This window comes from Pseudomonas sp. SWRI77 (assembly GCF_014269105.1).
Classification (GTDB): Bacteria; Pseudomonadota; Gammaproteobacteria; order Pseudomonadales; family Pseudomonadaceae; genus Aquipseudomonas; species Aquipseudomonas capeferrum.
The window spans coordinates 41,691-62,676 of sequence record NZ_JABWRV010000006.1 but is presented as its reverse complement, the minus strand read 5'-3'; the positions used below and the strand labels follow the sequence as shown (position 1 = coordinate 62,676).

Sequence of the window (20,986 nt, the reverse complement as noted above, 5' to 3'; positions counted from 1 at the left end):
CAAGCATAGCGCCGATTGCGCGGCTCAGGTGCGTTGACAGCCTGCGGGCAAGCCTTGGCCAAGCAGTTTTTGCTGGTGATCGTAGAGTTTGACCCAAGGCCGGAAGCCAATGCTGCCCGCCTGCAACTGGTAGCGCTGCCCGGCGCTGAAGTCCTTGAAGGTCAGGTTGAGCTGGCAATCGCGCCACAGCGGCTCGTTTACCGGGCCTATATTGCTCGGGGTGACCGGAAACTGGTAGCGCACCGTCAATTCGTGGCTGCCGGGGGCGACCTCGAAGTAGCGCGTGTCGGCCCAGTCGCGTTCGTCTACCTGCACCGCATGCAGTGACGTTTCGTCCAGGGGTGTGAGGTCGACCCACGCCTGGTTCGGATCGGGGTCCGGCAGGGTCGAGCAAGCGGACAACAGCATGAGTGTGCTGGCGGCAAACAATGGACGCATGGCGAAACTCCCCCCTGGCGAGATAGTCTTGGCGCGAATTGGCCGTGAGCGAGTCAGACAGTCCCAGATGCTTCGACTATTTCTTTTTCAGCGCTCAGGCCCTGGGCCACTCGACCGCGTTTTCACCCGCTTTGTTCCCCTGCTGGCGGCTGTTCTGCTGAACGGTTGTAGCAGTGTTGGCTATTACGGGCAGTTGGCGCAGGGCCAATGGCAGCTGTTGCGCGCGCGCCAGCCGGTGGAACAGGTAATGGCAGATCCGGCCAGCAGCCCGCAACTGCGGGCGCGCTTGCAACATGCCGAACAGGCCCGAGTGTTCGCCAGCCAGCAGCTGAAACTGCCGGACAACCGCAGCTACCGGGTTTACGCCGACCTTGGCCGCCCTTATGTGGTGTGGAACGTGTTTGCCACGCCGGAGTTGTCGTTGCAGCCGGTGACGCATTGTTTCCCGATCGCGGGCTGCGTGGCCTACCGTGGTTACTACCGCCAAGGTGCGGCGCGTGGCGCGGCGGCGTTGATGCGCCAGGCAGGCATGGATGTGTATGTGGGCGGTGTCGAGGCTTACTCGACTCTGGGCTGGTTCGACGACCCACTGTTGTCTTCGATGGTCGGCTGGGGGGACGAACGGCTGGCCTCGCTGATCTTCCATGAGTTGGCCCATCAGCGCTTCTATGTGCAGGACGACACGGCGTTCAACGAGTCGTTTGCCACCTTCGTCGAGCACGAAGGCGCGCGGCAATGGCGCGCGGCACGCGGGCTTGCAGCGATCGAGGATGATCAGGCCGGGCAGCGTGACCAGTTCATTCGGCTGGTGCTGGCCAGCCGCGAACGGCTTCAGGGGATCTACGCCGGCCCTTTGGATGATGCGCACAAGCGGGCGGCGAAGCAGGCCGAGTTCGAGCGGTTGCGGCGCGAGTACCGGCAGGTGCGTGATGGCCAGTGGGGTGGGGACACGCGTTATGACGCTTGGATGTATGGGCCGATGAACAATGCCAAGCTGCTGCCGTTTGGGCTGTATGACCAGTGGGTGCCGGCGTTTGCGGCGTTGTTCCGGAAGGTTGACGGGGATTGGGCGCGGTTTTATCAGCGGGTCGAGGCGCTGGGGCGGCTGTCGGGTGAGGCGCGCAAAGCCGCGTTGGAGCGGCTTGTCGTTAGCCAATGAGATTTTCGGGCCGCTGCGCGGCCCCATTCCATTTCAGGCCTTGATGAAGGCCTGATGCATCTCGGCCAGGGTGGCGAAATGGAAGGCTGGCGTCTCGGCCTTCAACTCTTCCTCGCTACCAAACCCGTACCCCACCGCCACCGCCTGCAGCCCATTGCTGCGCGCGCCGATCAGGTCATGCTTGCGATCGCCGATCATCAGCGTCTGCGCCGGGTCCAGCCCTTCTTCGTCCAGCAAGTGGCGAATCAGCTCGACCTTGTTGGTGCGGGTGCCATCCAGCTCGCTGCCATAAATCACCTTGAAGTGGTGATCGAAGGCGAAATGCCGGGCGATCTCGCGGGCGAACTCCCAAGGCTTGGACGTTGCCACATACAGCGTGCGCCCCTGGCCAGTGAGGGCTTCGAGCAACGCCGGTACCCCTTCGAACACCTGGTTTTCATAAAGGCCGGTGACGCGGAAGCGCTCGCGATAGAAATTCACCGCCTCCCACGCCTTGGCTTCGTCAAAGCTGTAAAACTGCATGAACGCCTGCAGCAAGGGCGGGCCGATGAAGTGTTCGAGGCGGGTCAGGTCCGGCTCGTCGATACCCAGTTTGGCCAACGCATACTGGATGGAGCGGGTGATGCCCAGCCGTGGGTCGGTCAGGGTGCCGTCGAGGTCGAAGAGGATGTTCTGCTGGTGCATGTAAGCGGTTCCACTCAAGTCATTCGGGTTGGTCGTAGCCTTCGGCCAAGTGCTGGTCCTTGAGCTTGACGTAGTTGCCGGCGCTGTAGGGGAAGAACGCGCGCTCCTTGTCGGTCAGCGGCCGGGCCTGTTTCACCGGGCTGCCAACATACAGGAAGCCGCTGAGCAGGCGCTTGCCGGGCGGTACCAGGCTGCCGGCGCCGATGATCACCTCGTCCTCGACGATGGCGCCATCCATGATTGTGCTGCCCATGCCGACCAGGATGCGATTGCCCAGGGTACAGCCGTGCAGCATCACCTTGTGGCCGATGGTCACCTCATCACCGATGATCAGCGGGAAGCCGTCGGGGTTGAAAGGGCCGGCATGGGTGATGTGCAGCACGCTACCGTCCTGCACGCTGGTGCGGGCGCCGATGCGGATGCGGTGCATATCGCCGCGTACTACAGTCAAAGGCCAGACCGAGCTGTCTTCGCCAATCTCCACATCGCCCAGCACCACCGCCGAGCGGTCGATGAAGGCCCGTGGTCCAACTTTCGGAGTGTGTTGCTGGAAGCTTCGGATGGCCATGATAGGGTCTCTCATCTGTGCCGATAGGCAGGCTGCCTGCTGCGGTCGGCGTCGATTGTAATTAAGATGGTCCAGTGTTTCTTCTGCCAAGGTATCCAAACCGTGAGTGCGAACAACCCGCTTCTGCAGCCCTACGATCTGCCGCCCTTCTCGGCGATCCGTGCCGAACACGTGCTGCCGGCCATCGAAGAGATCCTGGCCGACAACCGCAAAGCCATTGCCGAGATTCTCGAACAGCAAGGCAAGACCCCTTCCTGGGCAGGCCTGGTGCTGGCCATGGACGAACTCAATGACCGCCTGGGCGCTGCCTGGAGCCCGGTCAGCCACCTCAATGCCGTGTGCAACAGCAAGGAACTGCGCGAGGCCTACGAGTCTTGCCTGCCGGCGCTGAGCGCCTACTCTACCGAACTGGGCCAGAACCGTGCGCTGTTCGACGCCTACCAGGCCCTGGCCAACAGCCCGGAGGCGGCTGGCTTCGATGTGGCGCAAAAGACCATCCTCGAACATGCCCTGCGTGATTTCCGCCTTTCGGGCATCGACCTGCCTGCCGACAAGCAGCAGCGCTACGCCGAAGTGCAGAGCAAGCTCAGCGAACTGGGCAGCCGCTTCTCCAACCAGCTGCTCGATGCCACCCAGGCCTGGACCAAGCACGTCACCGACGAAGCCGCGCTGGACGGCTTGACCGACTCGGCCAAGGCGCAGATGGCCGCCGCCGCCCAGGCAAAAGCGCTCGACGGCTGGCTGATCACCCTGGAGTTCCCCAGCTACTACGCGGTGATGACCTACGCCACCGATCGCGCCCTGCGCGAAGAGCTGTATGCCGCCTACTGCACCCGCGCTTCGGACCAAGGCCCCAATGCCGGCCAGTTCGACAATGGCCCGGTGATGCAGGAAATCCTCGACCTGCGCCAAGAGCTGGCCATACTGCTGGGCTACCCGAACTACGCCGAGTTGAGCCTGGCCACCAAGATGGCCGAGTCCAGTGACCAGGTGCTGAGCTTCCTGCGTGACCTGGCCAAGCGTTCCAAGCCGTTCGCTGCCCAGGACCTGGAGCAGCTCAAGGCCTATGCCGCCGAGCAGGGCTGCCCGCAACTGGCCAGCTGGGATGCCGGTTACTTCGGCGAGAAGCTGCGCGAGCAACGCTACAGCGTGTCGCAGGAAACCCTGCGTGCCTACTTCCCGATCGACAAGGTGTTGTCTGGCCTGTTCAGCATCGTCCAGCGCCTGTATGGCATCGAAATCGCCGAACTCAAAGGCTTCGACAGCTGGCACCCGGACGTGCGCCTGTTCGAAATCAAGGAACACGGCCAGCACGTCGGCCGTTTCTTCTTCGACCTCTATGCCCGCGCCAACAAGCGTGGCGGCGCCTGGATGGACGGTGCGCGCGACCGTCGCCGTACCGTCGATGGCGTGCTGCAGAGCCCGGTGGCCAACCTGGTGTGCAACTTCAACCCGGCCGCGCCAGGCAAGCCTGCGCTGTTGACCCACGATGAAGTCACCACCCTGTTCCACGAGTTCGGCCACGGCCTGCACCACCTGCTGACCCGCATCGAACACGCGGGTGTGTCTGGCATCAACGGCGTAGCCTGGGATGCAGTCGAGCTGCCGAGCCAGTTCATGGAAAACTGGTGCTGGGAGCCGGAAGGCCTGGCGCTGATCTCCGGCCATTACGAAAGCGGCGCTGCCCTGCCCCAGGACCTGCTGGACAAGATGCTGGCCGCCAAGAACTTCCAGTCCGGCATGATGATGGTGCGCCAGCTGGAGTTCTCGCTGTTCGACTTCGAGCTGCACGCCACCCATGGCGATGGCCGCAGCGTGCTGCAGGTGCTCGAAGGCGTGCGCGACGAGGTGACGGTCATGCGCCCACCGGCGTACAACCGCTTCCCCAACAGCTTCGCGCACATTTTCGCGGGCGGTTACGCGGCGGGCTACTACAGCTACAAGTGGGCCGAGGTATTGTCGGCTGACGCCTTCTCCCGCTTCGAAGAAGAAGGCGTGCTCAATGCCGACACTGGCCGTGCCTTCCGCGAGGCGATCCTGGCCCGAGGCGGGTCGCGTGAGCCGATGGTGCTGTTCGTCGACTTCCGTGGCCGTGAACCTTCCATCGATGCATTGCTGCGCCATTGCGGGCTGAGCGAGGACGCAGCGGCATGAGTGAGGTAGCTGTGAACAAGACCAAGAAACGCTTCATCGCCGGGGCCGTGTGCCCGGCGTGCAGCGAGCCGGACAAGTTGATGATGTGGAACGAGGACGGTGTACCGCACCGTGAGTGCGTGGCCTGTGGTTTCACCGATACCTTGAATGAACAAGGCCTGTCGGTACCGTCGGAGCTCGGTACCCGGGTCAACCACCTGGCGCCCAAGGCGGCGCCGGCCAAGGTGCAGACGGTGCAGTTCTTCCCCAACCCCAAATTGAAGAAACCGGCTGAGTGAAGCCGTCTTGCCACCCGGGCCTTGGCCTGGGTGGCAGGTTTCAGCTCGACCCTGGGTGTTAGATAGTCAGGCCAGCGCCTGCCCGCTGGTGGCGCATGCTCGCTTGCTCCAATCAGAGCAAGGTAAACAGCGATGGACACCCGCAACCCCCTTCTGCAACCCAGCAACGTACCTGTCGATTACGACGCGGTGACGCTGGATAACCTGCGTGCAGCGTTCGACTACGCGCTATCGGCTCATCAACAAGGTATCGCCCAAGCCCTCCTGGCTCAGCAGTCCATGCCGACCTGGGATGACCTGGTCATGGCGATCGATGGCTTGGATGCACAACTGCTGGCGGTGCTGTATGCGGCTTCACCGCTGATGTACAAGGGTGCGCCATGGGTCGAACTGGTTGAAGAGTTGTACGGCGCCATGCTTGAGCGCTTCGAGCAGAAGATGGCCGACCCTACCTTGCAAGCGTTGTATGAGCGCCTGGCCAACAGCGCCATTGGCAAGCATTTGGACGCGCACAAGCAAGCGACCCTGCGCTGGTACCGTCACAACTTCGCCTTGCACGGTGCCTTGCTCGATGCCCCAGGCCGCATGCAACTTGCGGCCATCAATGCCCAGGTACGCGAGCTTGCCGGGCGGTTTGCCCAGAACATGGCGCGCCCGGGCACGCTCATCCTCGACGCCGGGCAATTGCAAGGCCTTGCTCCACGGTTGTTGGGCGAGCTGCAAGCCCAAGCGCTGCAGGTTGGGCAAGCCGGCTGGTTGATACCCGCAGACCAATACGTGACCAACACGGTCCTTGAACATGCCGCGAACCGTAGCCTTCGGGAGCAGATCTACCGCCACCAGCACAGCCGTGGGGTCAGCGCCGAGGTGCAGCATGACAATGGTCAGCTCTTGCTGCAGTTGGCCCAGGCGCGTGAACAGAAGGCACATCTGCTGGGCTATGCCGACTACCCGTCACTAAGCCTGCACTCGAAAAGTGCCGGCGGCCTTGCCCAGGTTCTGCGCTTTCTGCACGGCCTGGCAGCGCGCGTCAAACCGGTCATGGAAAAGCACCGCGTGCACGTGCAAGCGCTTGCTGACAAGCACGGCCTGGACACGGCGCAGCCATGGGACAGGCGCTACCTGCATCGGCTCGAAAACCCGGCTGGGCAGGCGCTCTCCATGGACAGCTTGCGAGCGTACTTTGCCCTGGACAACGTGATCGAGGCCTTGCTGACGCTTGCGCAACGGCTGTTTGGCCTGGTCTTGGTCCGCAAATCACTGGCGACATGGCATGCCAGCGTCCAGGCGTACGAAGTCTGGCTGGACAATGCACTGACTGGCTTCCTTTACTTGGATGTCGTGCAATACCCAGGCAAGCAGCCGGGCCAGGTCGAAACCCGTTACATCCGTAACCGTCGGGTCGATGCCGAAGGGCGTTTCCACCCGGCCACCGTGGCGGTCTTCAGCGATATTCCCTCGACCATTGATGGTACCCCGCCCTTGCTCGACCACATGGCGCTGCGCAAGCTGTTCCATGAGTTCGGGCATGCCTTGCACCATCTGCTGGTGCGCACCAACAATCAGGTGCTTTCCAATGTCAGCGCGCTTGGCGCCGATGGTGTCGAGGTGTTCGGCAAGCTGTTCGAGCGCTGGGCGTGGGATGCTGGCTACCTGGCTGGCATTTCTGCGAACGCAGAGGCTGGCCAGCTGGACGCGCAGCAGTTGGCCGCCTGCCTGGATGGCCTTCGCCAAGGGGCTGTCACGGACACTGCCGAGACCTTGGCGATGGCGCTGTTCGATCTGGATTTGCATGCCACGCCGAATGACGGCAGGCGCGTGCGGCAGCGCCTGGAGGATGCCCGGGCGCAGTGCGGGTACTGGCCGCTGGAAGCATACGAGCATCCGGCCCATGCATTCGATTACCTGCTGGATTACTACGACGCTGGCTACTACGCCTACCTGTGGTCTGATGTGCTCGCATTCGATCTGTTCTCGCGTTTTCAAGCCAGCGGCCTGCTAGACCGGGCAACGGGGCGTGATTTGCAAATGGCGTTGCTTGAGCCTGGCGCTTCCCGGCCATTGCTTGAAGGTATGCAGGCATTTTTGGGCCGCGCGGTGAGTCACGAGCCTTTCCTGCGCTGGCATGGCCTGATTTGAGCCTGTACTGACCAGAGGTGCTGGCATGGATGCCCGCTTCTTTGTACTGTATATAAACACAGTACAGGGGCGCACCATGTTACCTCCAACACCGCAAAAAGGCCGTGGTACGGCGCACAATCCGCACAACCGCTTCGCCCCCAACCACTCGGTGGTGGAGGATGACGGCTGGTACCAGGAGGTGCCGATCAGCCAAGGCACCGAGGTGCGAATCGAGACGGCAAAGACGGTCATCAGCCGCAACACCTCGCCCGATCTGCCATTCGACCGCTCCATCAACCCCTATCGGGGCTGCGAGCATGGCTGCATCTACTGCTACGCACGCCCCTCACACGCGTATTGGGACCTTTCCCCAGGGCTGGATTTCGAAACCAAGCTGATCGCCAAGACCAACGCGGCCGAAGTGCTCGAACAACAGCTGAGCAAGCCGGGTTACGTCTGCGCGCCCATCAACCTGGGCTCCAATACCGACCCCTACCAGCCCATCGAGCGTGATCACCTGCTGACCCGTCGCTTGCTGGAGGTACTCCTGCGCTTCCGGCACCCGGTGACCATCGTCACCAAGGGTTCGCTGGTACTGCGTGATCTGGACCTGTTGGCCGAGATGGCCAGCCAGCGCCTGGCGCGGGTGATGATCAGCCTGACGACGCTGGATGACGACTTGAAGCGGGTGCTGGAACCGCGGGCGGCCTCGCCCAAGGCGCGGTTGCGGGCGATCCGGGTGCTGCGCGAGGCGGGGGTGCCGGTGGGGGTCTTGTGTTCGCCGATGATTCCGATGATCAACGACAGCGAACTGGAGCGCTTGCTCGAGGCCGCCAAGGAAGCGGGTGCCCAGAGCGCAGCCTACATGATGTTGCGCCTGCCGCTGGAAGTGGCGCCGCTGTTCGAGCAATGGTTGCAGGACCATTACCCCCAGCGTGCGGCCCATGTGTTGAGCCTGATTCGCCAGAGCCGCGGCGGTGAGCTGTATGACAGCCGCTTTGGTAAACGGATGCGTGGCGAGGGCATTTTTGCCGAGCTGCTGGCTCAGCGTTTTGCCAAGGCCTCACGCAAACTGGCATTCGAAGGGCGTGAAGCGCAGGCACTCGATTGCTCCAGGTTCTGCCCGCCTGGTGGCCAGTTGGCATTGTTCTGACCGTGTTGGCGCGTGGTCCATGGGCTGTGTCCAGGAGCAACCCCAGTGCCACTAATCCAAGTGAATAATCACAGTAATAGTACTAGGCAACTGATGTTTTTTTGCTATTATTCAGACCCCGCCTTATCTATCTGGAACGCCTGTTCTAGAGCCTCCGAATTAAGTTTCAGTTAAGTTTTCCCCGTTAGCGTAGGCAATCAGTCAACGAAGACTGTGATTTGTGGCCTGTGCGTGTCATCTAAATCCCTGCATAGCCAGAATCTTTCACCGGTAAAATGGATTTACCTACACACCGCCAAGAGGATGAATCATGCCCGTCAAGGACCCATCCAAGGTCGCTCCGGATGTACCCGCCGAGGGCGCCGATGCCGCTCTGAAGCACATCGTCGACGGCTTCCTGCGCTTTCATCATGACGTCTTCCCCGAGCAGCAAGAGCTGTTCAAGAAGCTCGCCACCGCGCAAACGCCACGCGCGATGTTCATCACCTGCGCCGACTCGCGCATCGTCCCCGAGCTGATTACCCAAAGCTCGCCAGGCGACCTGTTCGTGACCCGTAACGTCGGTAACGTAGTGCCCCCGTATGGCCAGATGAACGGCGGCGTTTCCAGCGCCATCGAATACGCCGTACTGGCCCTGGGCGTGCACCACATCATTGTCTGTGGCCACTCCGACTGCGGCGCGATGCGGGCGGTACTCAACCCGCAATCGCTGACCAAGATGCCGACCGTTTCCGCATGGCTTCGCCACGCTGAAGTGGCACGCACCGTGGTCGAGAACAACTGCTCTTGCGGCAGCGAGCACGAGACCATGCAGGTGCTGACCAAGGAAAACGTCATCGCCCAGCTGCATCACCTGCGCACGCACCCATCGGTTGCCTCGCGCCTGGCGGCCGGTGAGCTGTACATCCACGGTTGGGTCTACGACATCGAGACCAGCAAGATCGAAGCCTATGATGCTGCCAGCGACAGCTTCCTGCCCCTGGCGGCAGGCGAGCCGGTGCCCTGCGCTACTCCGAGAGGCCGCTACTAAGCGACCCTGACACCGTCAAAACCTTGATAGCCGGCTGCACCCTCTGGGGTGTGGCGCGGCCTTCGGCTGCCTTGAAATCCCTGACTGCCCTGCCGGCATGCTCGCTGGCGGCCCGCGCCTGCGCGCCTTTCAGGGGCCAACGTGCCCACGGCCAGAGGAATGGCCGTGCAACAGAAAATGGAGAAACAGGGTGAACATTACACAGTTGAAAGCGGCCTTGCCGCGAGAGTTGTTAGCGTCGGTGGTGGTATTTCTGGTTGCCCTGCCCTTGTGCATGGGCATCGCCATCGCATCGGGCATGCCGCCCGCCAAAGGCCTGATCACCGGCATCATCGGCGGGCTGGTGGTGGGCTTTCTGGCGGGTTCGCCGCTGCAGGTCAGTGGCCCGGCCGCGGGCCTGGCGGTGCTGGTGTTCGAGCTGGTGCGCCAGCACGGCGTGGCCATGCTCGGGCCGATCCTGCTGCTGGCCGGGCTGCTGCAGTTGTTGGCCGGGCGCTTTCGCCTGGGCTGCTGGTTCCGCGTCACTGCACCGGCAGTGGTGTACGGCATGCTGGCGGGTATCGGCGTACTGATCGTGTTGTCGCAGGTGCATGTGATGTTCGACACATCGCCGCAGCCTTCGGGCCTGCAGAACCTGTTGGCGTTTCCTTCGACGCTGGCGGCTGCCCTGCCGATGGAAAGCGCAGGCGCGGGCTGGCAAGCCGGTGCGCTTGGCCTGGGCACCATTGCGGTGATGTGGGGCTGGGAGCGCTTGCGGCCACAGAAGCTGCGCTTTATCCCCGGTGCCTTGCTGGGCGTGGCGGCAATGACGGCCATCAGCATGTGGCTGGCCCTGCCGGTGAATCGGGTGCAGGTACCGGCAGACCTTTCCGAGGCCATCGACTGGATCCGCCTGGATGACCTGATGAAACTGGCCGACCCTACCCTGCTGGTAGCTGCATTCGCCCTGGCCTTCATCGCCAGTGCCGAGACCTTGCTGTCGGCTGCCGCGGTTGACCGCATGCACAGCGGCCAGCGCTCGGACTTCGACCGTGAGCTGTCGGCCCAGGGCATCGGCAACATGCTCTGCGGTGTGCTGGGCGCCTTGCCGATGACCGGGGTGATCGTGCGCAGTTCGGCGAATGTCCAGGCCGGCGCACAAACCCGTGCCTCGGCGATCTTCCACGGCCTGTGGCTGTTGGCGTTCGTCGTGGTGTTGAGCAGCGTGCTGCAGCAGATCCCGGTGGCCAGCCTGGCGGGCGTGCTGGTGTTTACCGGCGTCAAGCTGGTGGACTTCAAGGCGTTTCGTGGGTTGGGCAGGTACGGCCGGATGCCGATGTTCACCTATGCAGCGACCGCCTTGGCGATCATTTTCACCGACCTGCTGACCGGCGTGCTGCTGGGCTTTGCCTTGACCCTGCTGAAGCTGGCGTTCAAGGCGGCGCGGCTGAAGATCAACCTGGTGAGCCTGGCCAAGCCTGGGCACATGGAATTGCGCCTGAGTGGCGCAGCAACCTTCCTCAAGGTGCCGGCATTGACCCAGGTGCTGGATACGGTGCCGGCGGGGACCACCTTGCATGTGCCGTTGGGCAACCTCAGCTACATCGACCACTCGTGCCTGGAACTGCTTGAGGACTGGAGCCGCAGCAATGCAGCCAATGGCTCGCGGTTGCTGATCGAGCAGCGGCGGTTGAAGCGGCGCATCGAGGGGCGCTTGCGGACAACGGCGGGGGTGGGCGCTTAGTATTCAGCTGTTGTGTTGCCTGAGCGGGCCTCTTCGCGGGCTTGCCCCGCGATGAGGCCAGATCAGACTGCATCAATGCTGGATTCAGGCCGGCTGGCCCAGCTCCACACCCAGCTGGCGCGAAAGGCATGGCCAACGCTTCCAGGCAGCGCCCGTCTCGGCGCTGCACAAGGTATCGCGATAGGCCTCTACCGATTCCTTGGCAAAGCTCGCTTCATTGAGCATTTCGTCAACCGAATGGTGCACCACTTCATCGAGCTGGTTGGCGAACGTCTCGCCGATCAGCTGATGGGCAATCAGGTTGGCCATGGTGGTATCGAACGGAATCAGCGGCTGCTTGAAGTGCTGGATATACAGGTCGTTGACCTCTTCCACCAGGCGATGCGCCAGGTACGCCTCATCCAGCAGGCAGTCCAGGCCCACGTGCCCTTGCATCACGCTGGGCGGCTGCATGAAATAAGCCTCGGCAATTTTCAGCACCGGCTTGATCTGCGATTCGATGCCTGCTTCACGGGCCACCTCGTGGGCAGCCTCCAGCAGCTCTGGCACCTGGTCGATGTAGGCGCTGACGAACCGCGCCAAAGTACCCTGGGCGTCCTGCTCAGGCAGGTGGATCGAAGGGTGCAAATGCGGCAGTTGTTGCTCGAGTCGCGCTTTCAGTTGGTTGGTCTGGCGCTCGTGTTGATGGGCTTGGCTAATCTGCTCGCGTACAGCAGCGATGTTCATGACAACTCCAGGGACATTACGTTTCAAACGGAAGACACTAAATTAGCTCGGTATACAGAATACCTAAGACGCATTTGTTATAACCCGCGCAAACGTGTGCACGCTGTGGCATATCGGAATGCCATTATTGGGCCACATCCTATCAAGCACGCGGCTTTCAAGGCATTCGGCAAATTCATGAAGTTCATTTCACTGGTGTCATTGCGTGCCATTGGTCGCTGTCTATACTCCCGTTGAACGTGATTCGTTGATGAGGCCCGACTGCTTTTGCAGGGGCTCGGTCGTCGAAGCCAGGCAGTCTTGACCGCCGTTCCCTCTTGCCGCAGGCCACGCCTCCGGGACAACAAGAATTAGAAGGGGAACCCGCAATGATGCGACATCCACCTGTCTGGATGGGCCTCCTGTTGTGGACAGTTTTCGGTCAGGCCAACGCCGCCTGGACCGTGAACATGGCGCCAGGGGCGACGGAAGTCTCCAACGCCGTCTTCGACCTGCACATGACCATTTTCTGGATCTGCGTGATCATCGGCATCGTGGTGTTTGGCGCGATGTTCTGGTCCATGGTCGTGCACCGCCGTTCGACCGGCCAGCAAGCTGCGCATTTTCACGAGCACACCTGGGTCGAAATCATGTGGACCGTGGTGCCGTTCCTGATTCTGGTGGCCATGGCCATCCCCGCCACCAAGACCCTCATCGACATCTACGACGCCAGTGAATCGGACATCGACATACAGGTCACCGGCTACCAGTGGAAGTGGCACTACAAATACCTGGGCCAGGACGTGGAGTTTTTCAGCAACCTGGCCACCCCCGCCGACCAGATCCATAACAAGGCCCCCAAGGACGAGCACTACCTGCTCGAAGTCGACCAGCCGCTGGTGCTGCCGGTGGGTGCGAAAGTGCGCTTTCTGGTGACCGCCGCCGACGTGATCCATTCCTGGTGGGTGCCGGCCTTCGCGGTCAAGCGTGATGCCATCCCCGGCTTCGTCAACGAGGCCTGGACGCGTATCGAGAAACCCGGCATCTACCGCGGCCAGTGCACCGAGCTGTGTGGCAAGGACCACGGCTTCATGCCGGTGGTGGTCGAGGTCAAGTCCAAGGCCGACTACGACACCTGGCTCGGCGAGCGCAAGGCCGAGGCCGCCAAGCTCAAGGAGCTGACCAGCAAGGAGTGGACCCTCGAAGAGCTGGTCGAGCGTGGCGACAAGGTCTACCACACCACCTGCGTGGCCTGTCACCAGGCCGAAGGCCAGGGCCTGCCGCCGATGTTCCCTGCACTCAAGGGCTCGAAAATCGCTACCGGGCCGAAGGAAGACCACCTCGGCATCGTCTTCCACGGCAAGCCCGGCACGGCCATGGCCGCGTTCGGCAAGCAGCTCTCGGAAGTGGATATCGCCGCCGTGGTCACCTACGAGCGCAACGCCTGGGGCAACAACAAGGGCGACATGGTCACGCCGAAGGATGTGCTGGCGCTCAAGCAGGCAGAAGCGCAATGAACCGGGTTACTCGCGGCAATCAATGGATTGCAGGAGACAGGACATGAGTGCAGTGATCGACGACCACGGCCACGGCCATGAGCACGCCCACGGCCCGGCCAAGGGCCTGATGCGCTGGGTGCTGACCACCAATCACAAGGACATCGGCACGATGTACCTGTGGTTCGCCTTCATCATGTTTCTGCTCGGTGGCTCGTTCGCCATGGTGATCCGCGCCGAGCTGTTCCAGCCCGGGCTGCAGATCGTCGAGCCTGCGTTCTTCAACCAGATGACCACCATGCATGGGCTGATCATGGTGTTCGGCGCCGTGATGCCGGCGTTCGTCGGCCTGGCCAACTGGATGATCCCGCTGATGATCGGCGCGCCGGACATGGCCCTGCCACGGATGAACAACCTCAGCTTCTGGTTGCTGCCGGCGGCCTTCCTGCTGCTGGTCTCGACCCTGTTCAGCCCCGGCGGCGGGCCCAACTTCGGCTGGACGTTCTACGCCCCGCTGTCGACCACCTATGCCCCGGCCAGCGTGACCTTCTTCATCTTTGCCATCCACCTGATGGGCATCAGTTCGATCATGGGCGCGATCAACGTGATCGCCACCATCCTCAACCTGCGTGCGCCGGGCATGACCTTGATGAAAATGCCGCTGTTCGTCTGGACCTGGCTGATCACCGCGTTCCTGCTGATTGCGGTGATGCCGGTACTGGCCGGCGTGGTGACCATGATGCTGATGGACATCCACTTCGGCACCAGCTTTTTCAGCGCCGCCGGCGGTGGCGACCCGGTGCTGTTCCAGCACGTGTTCTGGTTCTTCGGCCACCCCGAGGTGTACATCATGATCCTGCCGGCGTTCGGCGCGGTCAGCTCGATCATCCCGGCGTTCTCGCGCAAGCCGCTGTTTGGCTACACCTCGATGGTGTATGCCACCGGGGCGATCGCCTTTCTGTCGTTCATCGTCTGGGCGCACCACATGTTCGTGGTCGGTATCCCGGTGGTGGGCGAGCTGTTCTTCATGTATGCCACCATGCTCATCGCCGTGCCCACCGGGGTGAAGGTGTTCAACTGGGTCAGCACCATGTGGGAAGGGTCGCTGACCTTCGAAACGCCGATGCTGTTCGCCATCGCCTTCGTCATCCTGTTCACCATCGGCGGTTTCTCCGGGTTGATGCTGGCCATCGCGCCTGCGGACTTCCAGTACCACGACACTTACTTCGTGGTCGCCCACTTCCACTACGTGCTGGTGCCCGGGGCGATCTTCGGCATCTTCGCCTCGGCCTACTACTGGCTGCCGAAATGGACCGGGCACATGTATGACGAAACCCTCGGCAAGCTGCACTTCTGGCTGTCGTTCATCGGCATGAACATGGCCTTCTTCCCCATGCACTTCGTCGGCCTGGCGGGCATGCCGCGGCGCATTCCGGACTACAACCTGCAGTTCGCCGACTTCAACATGGTCTCCTCGATCGGCGCCTTCATGTTCGGCGCCACGCAGATCTTCTTCCTGTTCATCGTCATCAAGTGCATCCGTGGCGGTGCTCCAGCGCCGGCAAAACCCTGGGATGGCGCCGAAGGCCTGGAGTGGTCGGTCCCCTCGCCTGCGCCTTACCACACCTTCCAGACCCCACCGGACGTGAAGTAGAGGAGCGCCCATGAACGGCCTGTCGCTCAAACGCCTGGTCTTGCGCCTGCTGATGCTGACGGTGGTGATGTTCGCCTTCGGTTTCGCCCTGGTGCCGATCTATGACGTGATGTGCAAGGCCTTCGGCATCAATGGCAAGACCGGCGGCCAGTACGAGGGCAGCCAGGTCAGCGACCCATCGCGCTCGGTGCGGGTGCAGTTCATGTCGACCAACGCCAGTGACATGGTCTGGGACTTCTACTCCACGGCCGACCAGATCGACGTGAACCCCGGTGCGGTCAACCAGATGATCTTCGTGGCGCGCAACCCGACCGACCGGCCCATGAGCGCCCAGGCGATACCCAGCATCACCCCGGCCGAGGCCGCGGCGTATTTCCACAAGACCGAGTGCTTCTGCTTTACCCAGCAGGTGCTGCAGCCCGGCGAACGTATCGAGATGCCGGTGCGCTTCATCGTTGACCGCGACCTGCCGGCCAACGTGAAGCACCTGACACTGGCCTACACCTTGTTCGACATCACCGCTCGCCACCCGCCGGTCGCGCATGTTGCGGCCCAGGACGTCCAGGGCGCCCGTTAAGGGAAGGAGAACAGCAATGGCAAGTCATGAGCACTACTACGTTCCGGCGCAGAGCAAGTGGCCGATCATCGCCACCATCGGCATGTTCATCACGGTGTTCGGCCTGGGTACCTGGTTCAACGACATGAAGGCCGGGCACCCCGACTCGCATGGGCCGCTGATCTTCTTCGTCGGAGCGTTGTTACTGGCCTACATGCTGTTCGGCTGGTTTGGCGCGGTGGTGAAAGAGAGCCGCGCCGGGCTGTACAGCGCGCAGCTGGACCGCTCGTTCCGCTGGGGCATGAGCTGGTTCATCTTCTCGGAAGTGATGTTCTTCCTGGCCTTCTTCGGTGCGCTGTTCTACGTGCGGGTGCTGGCCGGGCCTTGGCTCGGTGGCGAAGGCGCCAAGGGCGTCGCGCACATGCTGTGGCCGACCTTCGAATTCACCTGGCCGCTGTTGCATACCCCGGACCCGAAACTGTTCCCGCCGCCCAAGGAAGTCATCGACCCTTGGCACCTGCCGCTGATCAACACCATTTTGCTGGTCAGTTCGAGCGTGACCATCACGATTGCCCACCACGCCCTGCGGCGTGACCACCGTGGGCCGCTGAAGCTGTGGATGGCGCTGACCATCGTGCTGGGCCTGAGCTTCATCGCCCTGCAGGCCTTCGAGTACCACGAGGCCTATACCGAGCTGGGGCTGACGCTGGGGTCGGGGATCTACGGCGCGACCTTCTTCATGCTTACCGGCTTCCATGGTGCCCACGTGACCTTGGGCACGATCATTCTGATCGTCATGTTCGTGCGCATCCTGCGCGGGCATTTCAATGCCGACAAGCACTTCGGCTTCGAAGCGGCCAGCTGGTACTGGCACTTCGTCGATGTGGTGTGGGTTGGGCTGTTCATCTTTGTGTACGTGCTTTGAAACCTGGCCTGCAACTGCTTTGTGTAGGAGCGGCCTTGCGTCGCGAAAGGGCAGCGAAGCGGCCCCGGCGATTTATGTCACCACACAAAACCTGGGGCCGCTTCGCGCCCCTTTCGCGACGCAAGGCCGCTCCTACAAAAAGCAGGGGGGTGATTCAGAAGGGCGCGTGAGAGACCAGCTGGCCACTGATCAAGCCGTAAGCCACCAGCCCGAGGGTCAAGGCGGCCAGGGTCACGCGTACGGTCAGCGCTTTCAGTAAGCGCGTCGAGTTTTCATCGTCCTTGACCAGAAACACCAGGCCACTGAACAGGCTGGCAACCGTGGCCAACAGCATCAGGACAATTGCGGCCTTGAGCATGGCGCTTCTCCGGGGGGGATGCAGTGATGTGGATAAGTATAGCGAGGCGCCCGTGAGGCCGTTTCGCCCAGGTTGGCTACCGACCTTGGTGGTGCTCGCGCTGCTGCCGGGCTTGATCGCGCTTGGCTGCTGGCAACTGGGCCGCGCCGAGCAAAAGCGCGCGCTGCTGGCGACCTATGCCGAGCGCAGCATTGATGCGCCCCTCTCTACTGCCCAGCTGCAGCAACGCGACGATAGCGCTTTTCGCCGCGTGCACCTGTACGGCCGTTTCGATGCCGAACACAGCCTGCTGCTGGACAACCGCATGCGCGACGGCCAGGCCGGTGTCGAACTGCTGCAGCCCTTCCATGACCAGCCCAGCGGGCTGTGGCTGTTGGTCAATCGTGGCTGGTTAGCCTGGCCGGACCGCCGCGTGCCGGTGCACTTCGAGACCCCGGCGCAGGCGTTGGCGCTGGAGGCTTCGGTCTATGTGGCGCCCGGCAGCACCTTCCAACTGCACCCCGACCCGGTTGGGGGCCAATGGCCGCACCTGCTGACCGCCATCGATGCCGCGCAGCTGTGGCAGCAGCTGAGCCGTGAAGGCTTCGCCCATGAACTGCGCCTGCAACCCGGCCCGGCCGCCTATCGCCTGGACTGGCCAGTGGTCGCGATGGGCCCGGAAAAGCACCTGGGCTACGCCGTGCAATGGTTTGCCCTGGCCGCCGCGCTGGTGCTGCTTTACCTCTACTTTGGCTGGCACAACAACAAGAAGGAGAACCACCATGGCCGCCACCACCAGCCCACTGGAAGTGCCTGAGCGCCGCAAGCCCAGAGCCCGCGGGCGTTTGCAGCTGGTCCTGATACTGCTGGTTGTGCTCGGCCCGATGATCCTGGCCACCAGCATGTACAAGCTCAAGTTCTGGGTGCCGGAAGGCCGCAGCTATCACGGCGCGATGATCGGCAATGGTGAAAGCCGCACGGATATCGGCGTGGCAGGCCAGGACGAGCGTTGGCAGTTGCTGGTCAGTGCGCCCGAAGCCTGTACCGAGGACTGCCAGCGCCTGGTGTACCTGGCCCGGCAAATCCAGGTCGGCCTGGGCCGCGATGCCAGCCGCGCAAGCCATGCGCTGGCAACCGCCCAGCCGCTGACCGCCGACTACCAGGCACTGCTTGGTCGCGAGTACCCGCAGCTGCAACGCTACCCACTGGATGCTCCGCACTACCTGCAGAAGGTAGGCAAGCCTGGCCCGCAACTGTGGATCGTCGACCCCCACGGCAACCTGGTGCTGCGTTACGACAGCAAGGCCAACGGCAAGCACGTGCTGGACGACCTGCGCCACCTACTCAAGCTCTCCAACATCGGCTAGGAGCCTGCCATGGCCAGACCCGGATTGCGCCTCGCTGTGTTCGCCACCCTGCTGGCACTGCTGGTCGTGTTGCTCGGTGCCTATACCCGCCTGACCCATGCCGGCCTGGGCTGCCCTGATTGGCCAGGCTGTTATGGTTTCATCAGTGTGCCCAAGACCGACGCTCAGCTGGCCCACGCCGAAGTGCACTTCCCCGAACACCCGGTGGAGGCCGCCAAGGGCTGGGCCGAAATGGTCCATCGCTACTTCGCCGGCACCCTGGCGCTGGTGATCGCCTGGCTGGCCTTGCAGGCCGTACGCCGCCATGCGCGTGATGGCCAGCCCTACCGCTTGCCCGTGCTGTTGCTGGCGGTGGTGCTGGCCCAGGCGGCGTTTGGCATGTGGACCGTGACGCTGAAACTCTGGCCGCAAGTCGTCACCGCGCATCTGCTGGGTGGGTTCACCACCTTGAGCCTGCTGTTTCTGCTGTGCCTGCGGCTGTCCCGGGCCTTTGCGCCGCTGCCTAAGCTACCGCTGAGCCTACGCCGCATCGCGGCTCTGGCGCTGCTGGTGGTGGTCGGCCAGATCGCCCTGGGCGGTTGGGTCAGCGCCAATTATGCGGCGGTCGCCTGTATCGATTTGCCCACCTGCCATGGCCAGTGGTGGCCGGCGGCGGACTTCAGCAACGGCTTCCACCTGACCCAGCACGTCGGCCCCAACTACCTGGGCGGGCAACTGGACAGCGATGCGCGCACGGCCATCCACATCAGCCACCGGTTGGGTGCGTTGCTGGTCAGTGCCGTGCTGCTGATGCTGAGCTTCAAGCTTTACCGCTGTGGCCTCGCTGGCCTGGCGCGGCTGGTGCTGTTGGCCCTGGCGGTGCAGGTCGGGCTAGGCATCAGCAACGTGCTGTTCCACCTGCCGCTTGGCGTGGCAGTGGCCCATAACGCTGGCGGGGCCATGCTGTTACTGAGCATGGTGCTGGTGAACTACCGCATCCGCGTGGTCGACAAAGTGCGCGTCGGCCACGGCTGGCGCCTGACGCCGGTGGTGGGCGTGGATATCTCGCACCCAATGAGGAACGATTCGTGGCGACGCTTCTAGGCGCACAACGGGCAGGCTGGCGCGACTATCTGGAGCTGACCAAGCCCAAGGTGGTGGTGCTGATGTTGATCACTTCCCTTGCAGGGATGTTCCTCGCCAGCCGCGCAGGCGTTGCCTGGAGCGTACTGCTGTTCGGCAACCTGGGCATTGGCTTGTGCGCGGGCGGTGCTGCGGTGGTCAACCATGTGGTGGACCGGCGTATCGACGCCTTGATGGCGCGCACCCACAAACGGCCGTTGGCTGCAGGCCGGGTCGCGCCGCTGCCGGCGCTGGCCTTTGCCTTGGCCCTGGCGTTGCTGGGCATGGCGCTGTTGCTGGTGTTCACCAACGCTCTCACCGCCTGGCTGACCCTGGCTTCGCTGCTGGGCTATGCGGTGCTCTACACCGGCTTTCTGAAGCGTGCAACACCACAGAACATCGTGATTGGTGGCTTGGCCGGCGCGGCGCCGCCGCTGCTTGGCTGGGTGGCGGTCAGCGGCCATGTCAGCACCGAGCCTTTGTTACTGGTGCTGATCATCTTCGCCTGGACGCCACCGCACTTCTGGGCCCTGGCCATCCACCGCAAGGAGGAATACGCCAAGGCCGATATCCCGATGCTGCCGGTGACCCACGGCGAGCGCTACACCAAGCTGCACATCCTGCTCTACACCCTGATACTGTTGGCCGTCACCCTGCTGCCCTATGCCATCCACATGAGCGGCCCGTTGTACCTGGCCTGTGCCCTGGCCCTGGGCCTGCGCTTCCTGCATTGGGCCTGGGTGTTGTACCGTGGCAGCCGCCCGCACGCGGCAATCGGCACCTTCAAGTACTCTATCGGCTACCTGTTCGCGCTGTTCGTCGCGTTGCTCCTTGACCACTACCTGTTGCTGAATCTATGACCCGAACCCAGAAAACCGTCTTCATCCTCGTCGCCCTGGTCGCGTTGATCCTGGGCCTGACCGTCAACAAGGTGCTCAATGGCCGCGACCAGCCCAACCCCACCGAACTGATCGACGCCGGCATCATCCTGCTGCCGCAGAGCCGCACGGTGGCAGATGTGACCATGACCAACCAGGACGGCCAGCCGGTGGCGCTGAATGACCTGAAGGGCAAGTGGTCGCTGCTGTTCTTCGGCTACACCTACTGCCCGGACATCTGCCCGACCACCCTGGCCCAGTTGCGCCAGGTGAAGAGCGAACTGCCCAAGGAGGCGGTGGACCGGTTGCAAGTGGTGCTGGTGAGCGTGGACCCGAACCGCGACACGCCGAACCAGCTCAAGCAGTACCTGGGTTACTTCGACAAGGATTTCGTCGGGGTGGCGGGCTCGATCGAGGACACCCAGAAGCTGGCCAATGCCTTGAGCATTCCGTTCATCCCGGCGGATACCAGCAAGCCGGGGTATACCGTGGATCACAGCGGTAACCTGGCGATTGTCGGGCCGGATGGGCGTCAGCGTGGGTTCATTCGTGCGCCGTTCAACAACCAGAAGCTGCTGGCGCAGTTGCCCGGGCTGGTGAAGCGGGATTGAGATTTTGGGCCTGCTGCGCAGGCCTTGCCGGGGCGCCGGACCGGTCGG

21 protein-coding genes are annotated in these 20,986 nt (G+C 62.9%); 16 read left to right on the top strand and 5 right to left on the bottom strand.

Annotated elements, in window-relative coordinates; translation table 11 throughout:
* Positions 1-24 precede the first annotated feature (24 nt).
* On the bottom strand, positions 25-438 hold the full coding sequence (locus tag HU766_RS08340) for a hypothetical protein (RefSeq protein ID WP_033702485.1): 414 nt from the start codon (positions 436-438) through the stop codon (positions 25-27).
* 67 nt (positions 439-505) lie between these two features.
* On the opposite strand from HU766_RS08340, the gene HU766_RS08335 reads away from it, so the two are divergent.
* A complete protein-coding gene (locus HU766_RS08335) occupies positions 506-1,597 on the top strand; it encodes an aminopeptidase (protein ID WP_238338578.1) in 1,092 nt (363 codons plus the stop codon).
* 33 nt (positions 1,598-1,630) lie between these two features.
* Here HU766_RS08335 and HU766_RS08330 read toward each other — a convergent pair whose 3' ends face one another.
* Together HU766_RS08330 and HU766_RS08325 are read right to left on the bottom strand one after the other, a co-directional pair.
* A complete protein-coding gene (locus HU766_RS08330; protein ID WP_033702488.1) occupies positions 1,631-2,281 on the bottom strand; it encodes an HAD family hydrolase in 651 nt (216 codons plus the stop codon).
* 19 nt (positions 2,282-2,300) lie between these two features.
* Entirely contained in the window at positions 2,301-2,849 is a 549-nt protein-coding gene (locus tag HU766_RS08325; protein WP_033702489.1) for a gamma carbonic anhydrase family protein, read from the bottom strand.
* Between the two features lie 102 nt (positions 2,850-2,951).
* Between HU766_RS08325 and prlC the strand changes: the two genes are divergently transcribed.
* The 6 genes from prlC (at position 2,952) to HU766_RS08295 (ending at position 11,308) form a co-directional block, all read left to right on the top strand.
* Positions 2,952-5,003: an oligopeptidase A gene (gene prlC, locus HU766_RS08320; RefSeq protein ID WP_346656659.1), complete on the top strand. Its 2,052-nt coding sequence runs from the start codon at positions 2,952-2,954 to the stop codon at positions 5,001-5,003.
* On the top strand, positions 5,000-5,281 hold the full coding sequence (locus tag HU766_RS08315) for a YheV family putative zinc ribbon protein (protein ID WP_186655386.1): 282 nt from the start codon (positions 5,000-5,002) through the stop codon (positions 5,279-5,281). The genes prlC and HU766_RS08315 overlap by 4 nt, the downstream gene beginning before the upstream one ends.
* Before the next feature lie 132 nt (positions 5,282-5,413).
* A complete protein-coding gene (locus tag HU766_RS08310) occupies positions 5,414-7,420 on the top strand; it encodes a M3 family metallopeptidase (RefSeq protein WP_186655383.1) in 2,007 nt (668 codons plus the stop codon).
* Positions 7,421-7,496: 76 nt separating this feature from the next.
* The gene (locus HU766_RS08305; RefSeq protein ID WP_186655379.1) at positions 7,497-8,555 is read left to right on the top strand and encodes a PA0069 family radical SAM protein; all 1,059 of its coding nucleotides are present in this window, start codon (positions 7,497-7,499) and stop codon (positions 8,553-8,555) included.
* Positions 8,556-8,865: 310 nt separating this feature from the next.
* On the top strand, positions 8,866-9,585 hold the full coding sequence (locus tag HU766_RS08300; RefSeq protein WP_033702506.1) for a carbonic anhydrase: 720 nt from the start codon (positions 8,866-8,868) through the stop codon (positions 9,583-9,585).
* 190 nt (positions 9,586-9,775) lie between these two features.
* Positions 9,776-11,308, top strand: a complete 1,533-nt coding sequence (locus tag HU766_RS08295) for a SulP family inorganic anion transporter (protein ID WP_033702507.1) — start codon at positions 9,776-9,778, stop codon at positions 11,306-11,308.
* 84 nt (positions 11,309-11,392) lie between these two features.
* Here the strand turns inward: HU766_RS08295 and HU766_RS08290 are convergent, their stop codons facing one another.
* Positions 11,393-12,034 (bottom strand): hypothetical protein, encoded by a 642-nt coding sequence (locus HU766_RS08290; protein ID WP_033702508.1) that lies wholly within the window; start codon positions 12,032-12,034, stop codon positions 11,393-11,395.
* Positions 12,035-12,402: 368 nt separating this feature from the next.
* Between HU766_RS08290 and coxB the strand changes: the two genes are divergently transcribed.
* From coxB to HU766_RS08270, 4 genes are read left to right on the top strand one after another with little or no spacing between them, the layout of a single operon-like run.
* Positions 12,403-13,530 (top strand): cytochrome c oxidase subunit II, encoded by a 1,128-nt coding sequence (coxB, locus tag HU766_RS08285; RefSeq protein ID WP_047582429.1) that lies wholly within the window; start codon positions 12,403-12,405, stop codon positions 13,528-13,530.
* A 43-nt stretch (positions 13,531-13,573) separates the two neighbouring features.
* A complete protein-coding gene (gene ctaD / locus HU766_RS08280) occupies positions 13,574-15,163 on the top strand; it encodes a cytochrome c oxidase subunit I (protein WP_186655376.1) in 1,590 nt (529 codons plus the stop codon).
* 10 nt (positions 15,164-15,173) lie between these two features.
* Positions 15,174-15,740 (top strand): cytochrome c oxidase assembly protein, encoded by a 567-nt coding sequence (locus HU766_RS08275; protein WP_033702511.1) that lies wholly within the window; start codon positions 15,174-15,176, stop codon positions 15,738-15,740.
* Positions 15,741-15,756: 16 nt separating this feature from the next.
* Positions 15,757-16,644, top strand: coding sequence for a cytochrome c oxidase subunit 3 (locus HU766_RS08270; protein ID WP_186655373.1), 888 nt, complete (start codon positions 15,757-15,759; stop codon positions 16,642-16,644).
* Positions 16,645-16,798: 154 nt separating this feature from the next.
* Here HU766_RS08270 and HU766_RS08265 read toward each other — a convergent pair whose 3' ends face one another.
* The gene (locus HU766_RS08265) at positions 16,799-17,002 is read right to left on the bottom strand and encodes a twin transmembrane helix small protein (protein ID WP_186655369.1); all 204 of its coding nucleotides are present in this window, start codon (positions 17,000-17,002) and stop codon (positions 16,799-16,801) included.
* Positions 17,003-17,054: 52 nt separating this feature from the next.
* Here HU766_RS08265 and HU766_RS08260 point away from each other — a divergent pair, with 52 nt between their 5' ends.
* Genes HU766_RS08260 through HU766_RS08240 form a run of 5 tightly spaced genes read left to right on the top strand, consistent with a single transcriptional unit; the run spans position 17,055 to position 20,938 of the window.
* The gene (locus HU766_RS08260; protein ID WP_186655367.1) at positions 17,055-17,798 is read left to right on the top strand and encodes an SURF1 family protein; all 744 of its coding nucleotides are present in this window, start codon (positions 17,055-17,057) and stop codon (positions 17,796-17,798) included.
* Positions 17,764-18,348: a hypothetical protein gene (locus tag HU766_RS08255; protein ID WP_186655364.1), complete on the top strand. Its 585-nt coding sequence runs from the start codon at positions 17,764-17,766 to the stop codon at positions 18,346-18,348. The genes HU766_RS08260 and HU766_RS08255 overlap by 35 nt, the downstream gene beginning before the upstream one ends.
* 9 nt (positions 18,349-18,357) lie before the next feature.
* On the top strand, positions 18,358-19,431 hold the full coding sequence (locus HU766_RS08250) for a COX15/CtaA family protein (RefSeq protein WP_047583839.1): 1,074 nt from the start codon (positions 18,358-18,360) through the stop codon (positions 19,429-19,431).
* Entirely contained in the window at positions 19,416-20,309 is an 894-nt protein-coding gene (gene cyoE / locus HU766_RS08245) for a heme o synthase (RefSeq protein WP_186655361.1), read from the top strand. The genes HU766_RS08250 and cyoE overlap by 16 nt, the downstream gene beginning before the upstream one ends.
* Positions 20,306-20,938, top strand: a complete 633-nt coding sequence (locus HU766_RS08240; protein WP_186655358.1) for an SCO family protein — start codon at positions 20,306-20,308, stop codon at positions 20,936-20,938. The genes cyoE and HU766_RS08240 overlap by 4 nt, the downstream gene beginning before the upstream one ends.
* Positions 20,939-20,986: the final 48 nt, after the last annotated feature.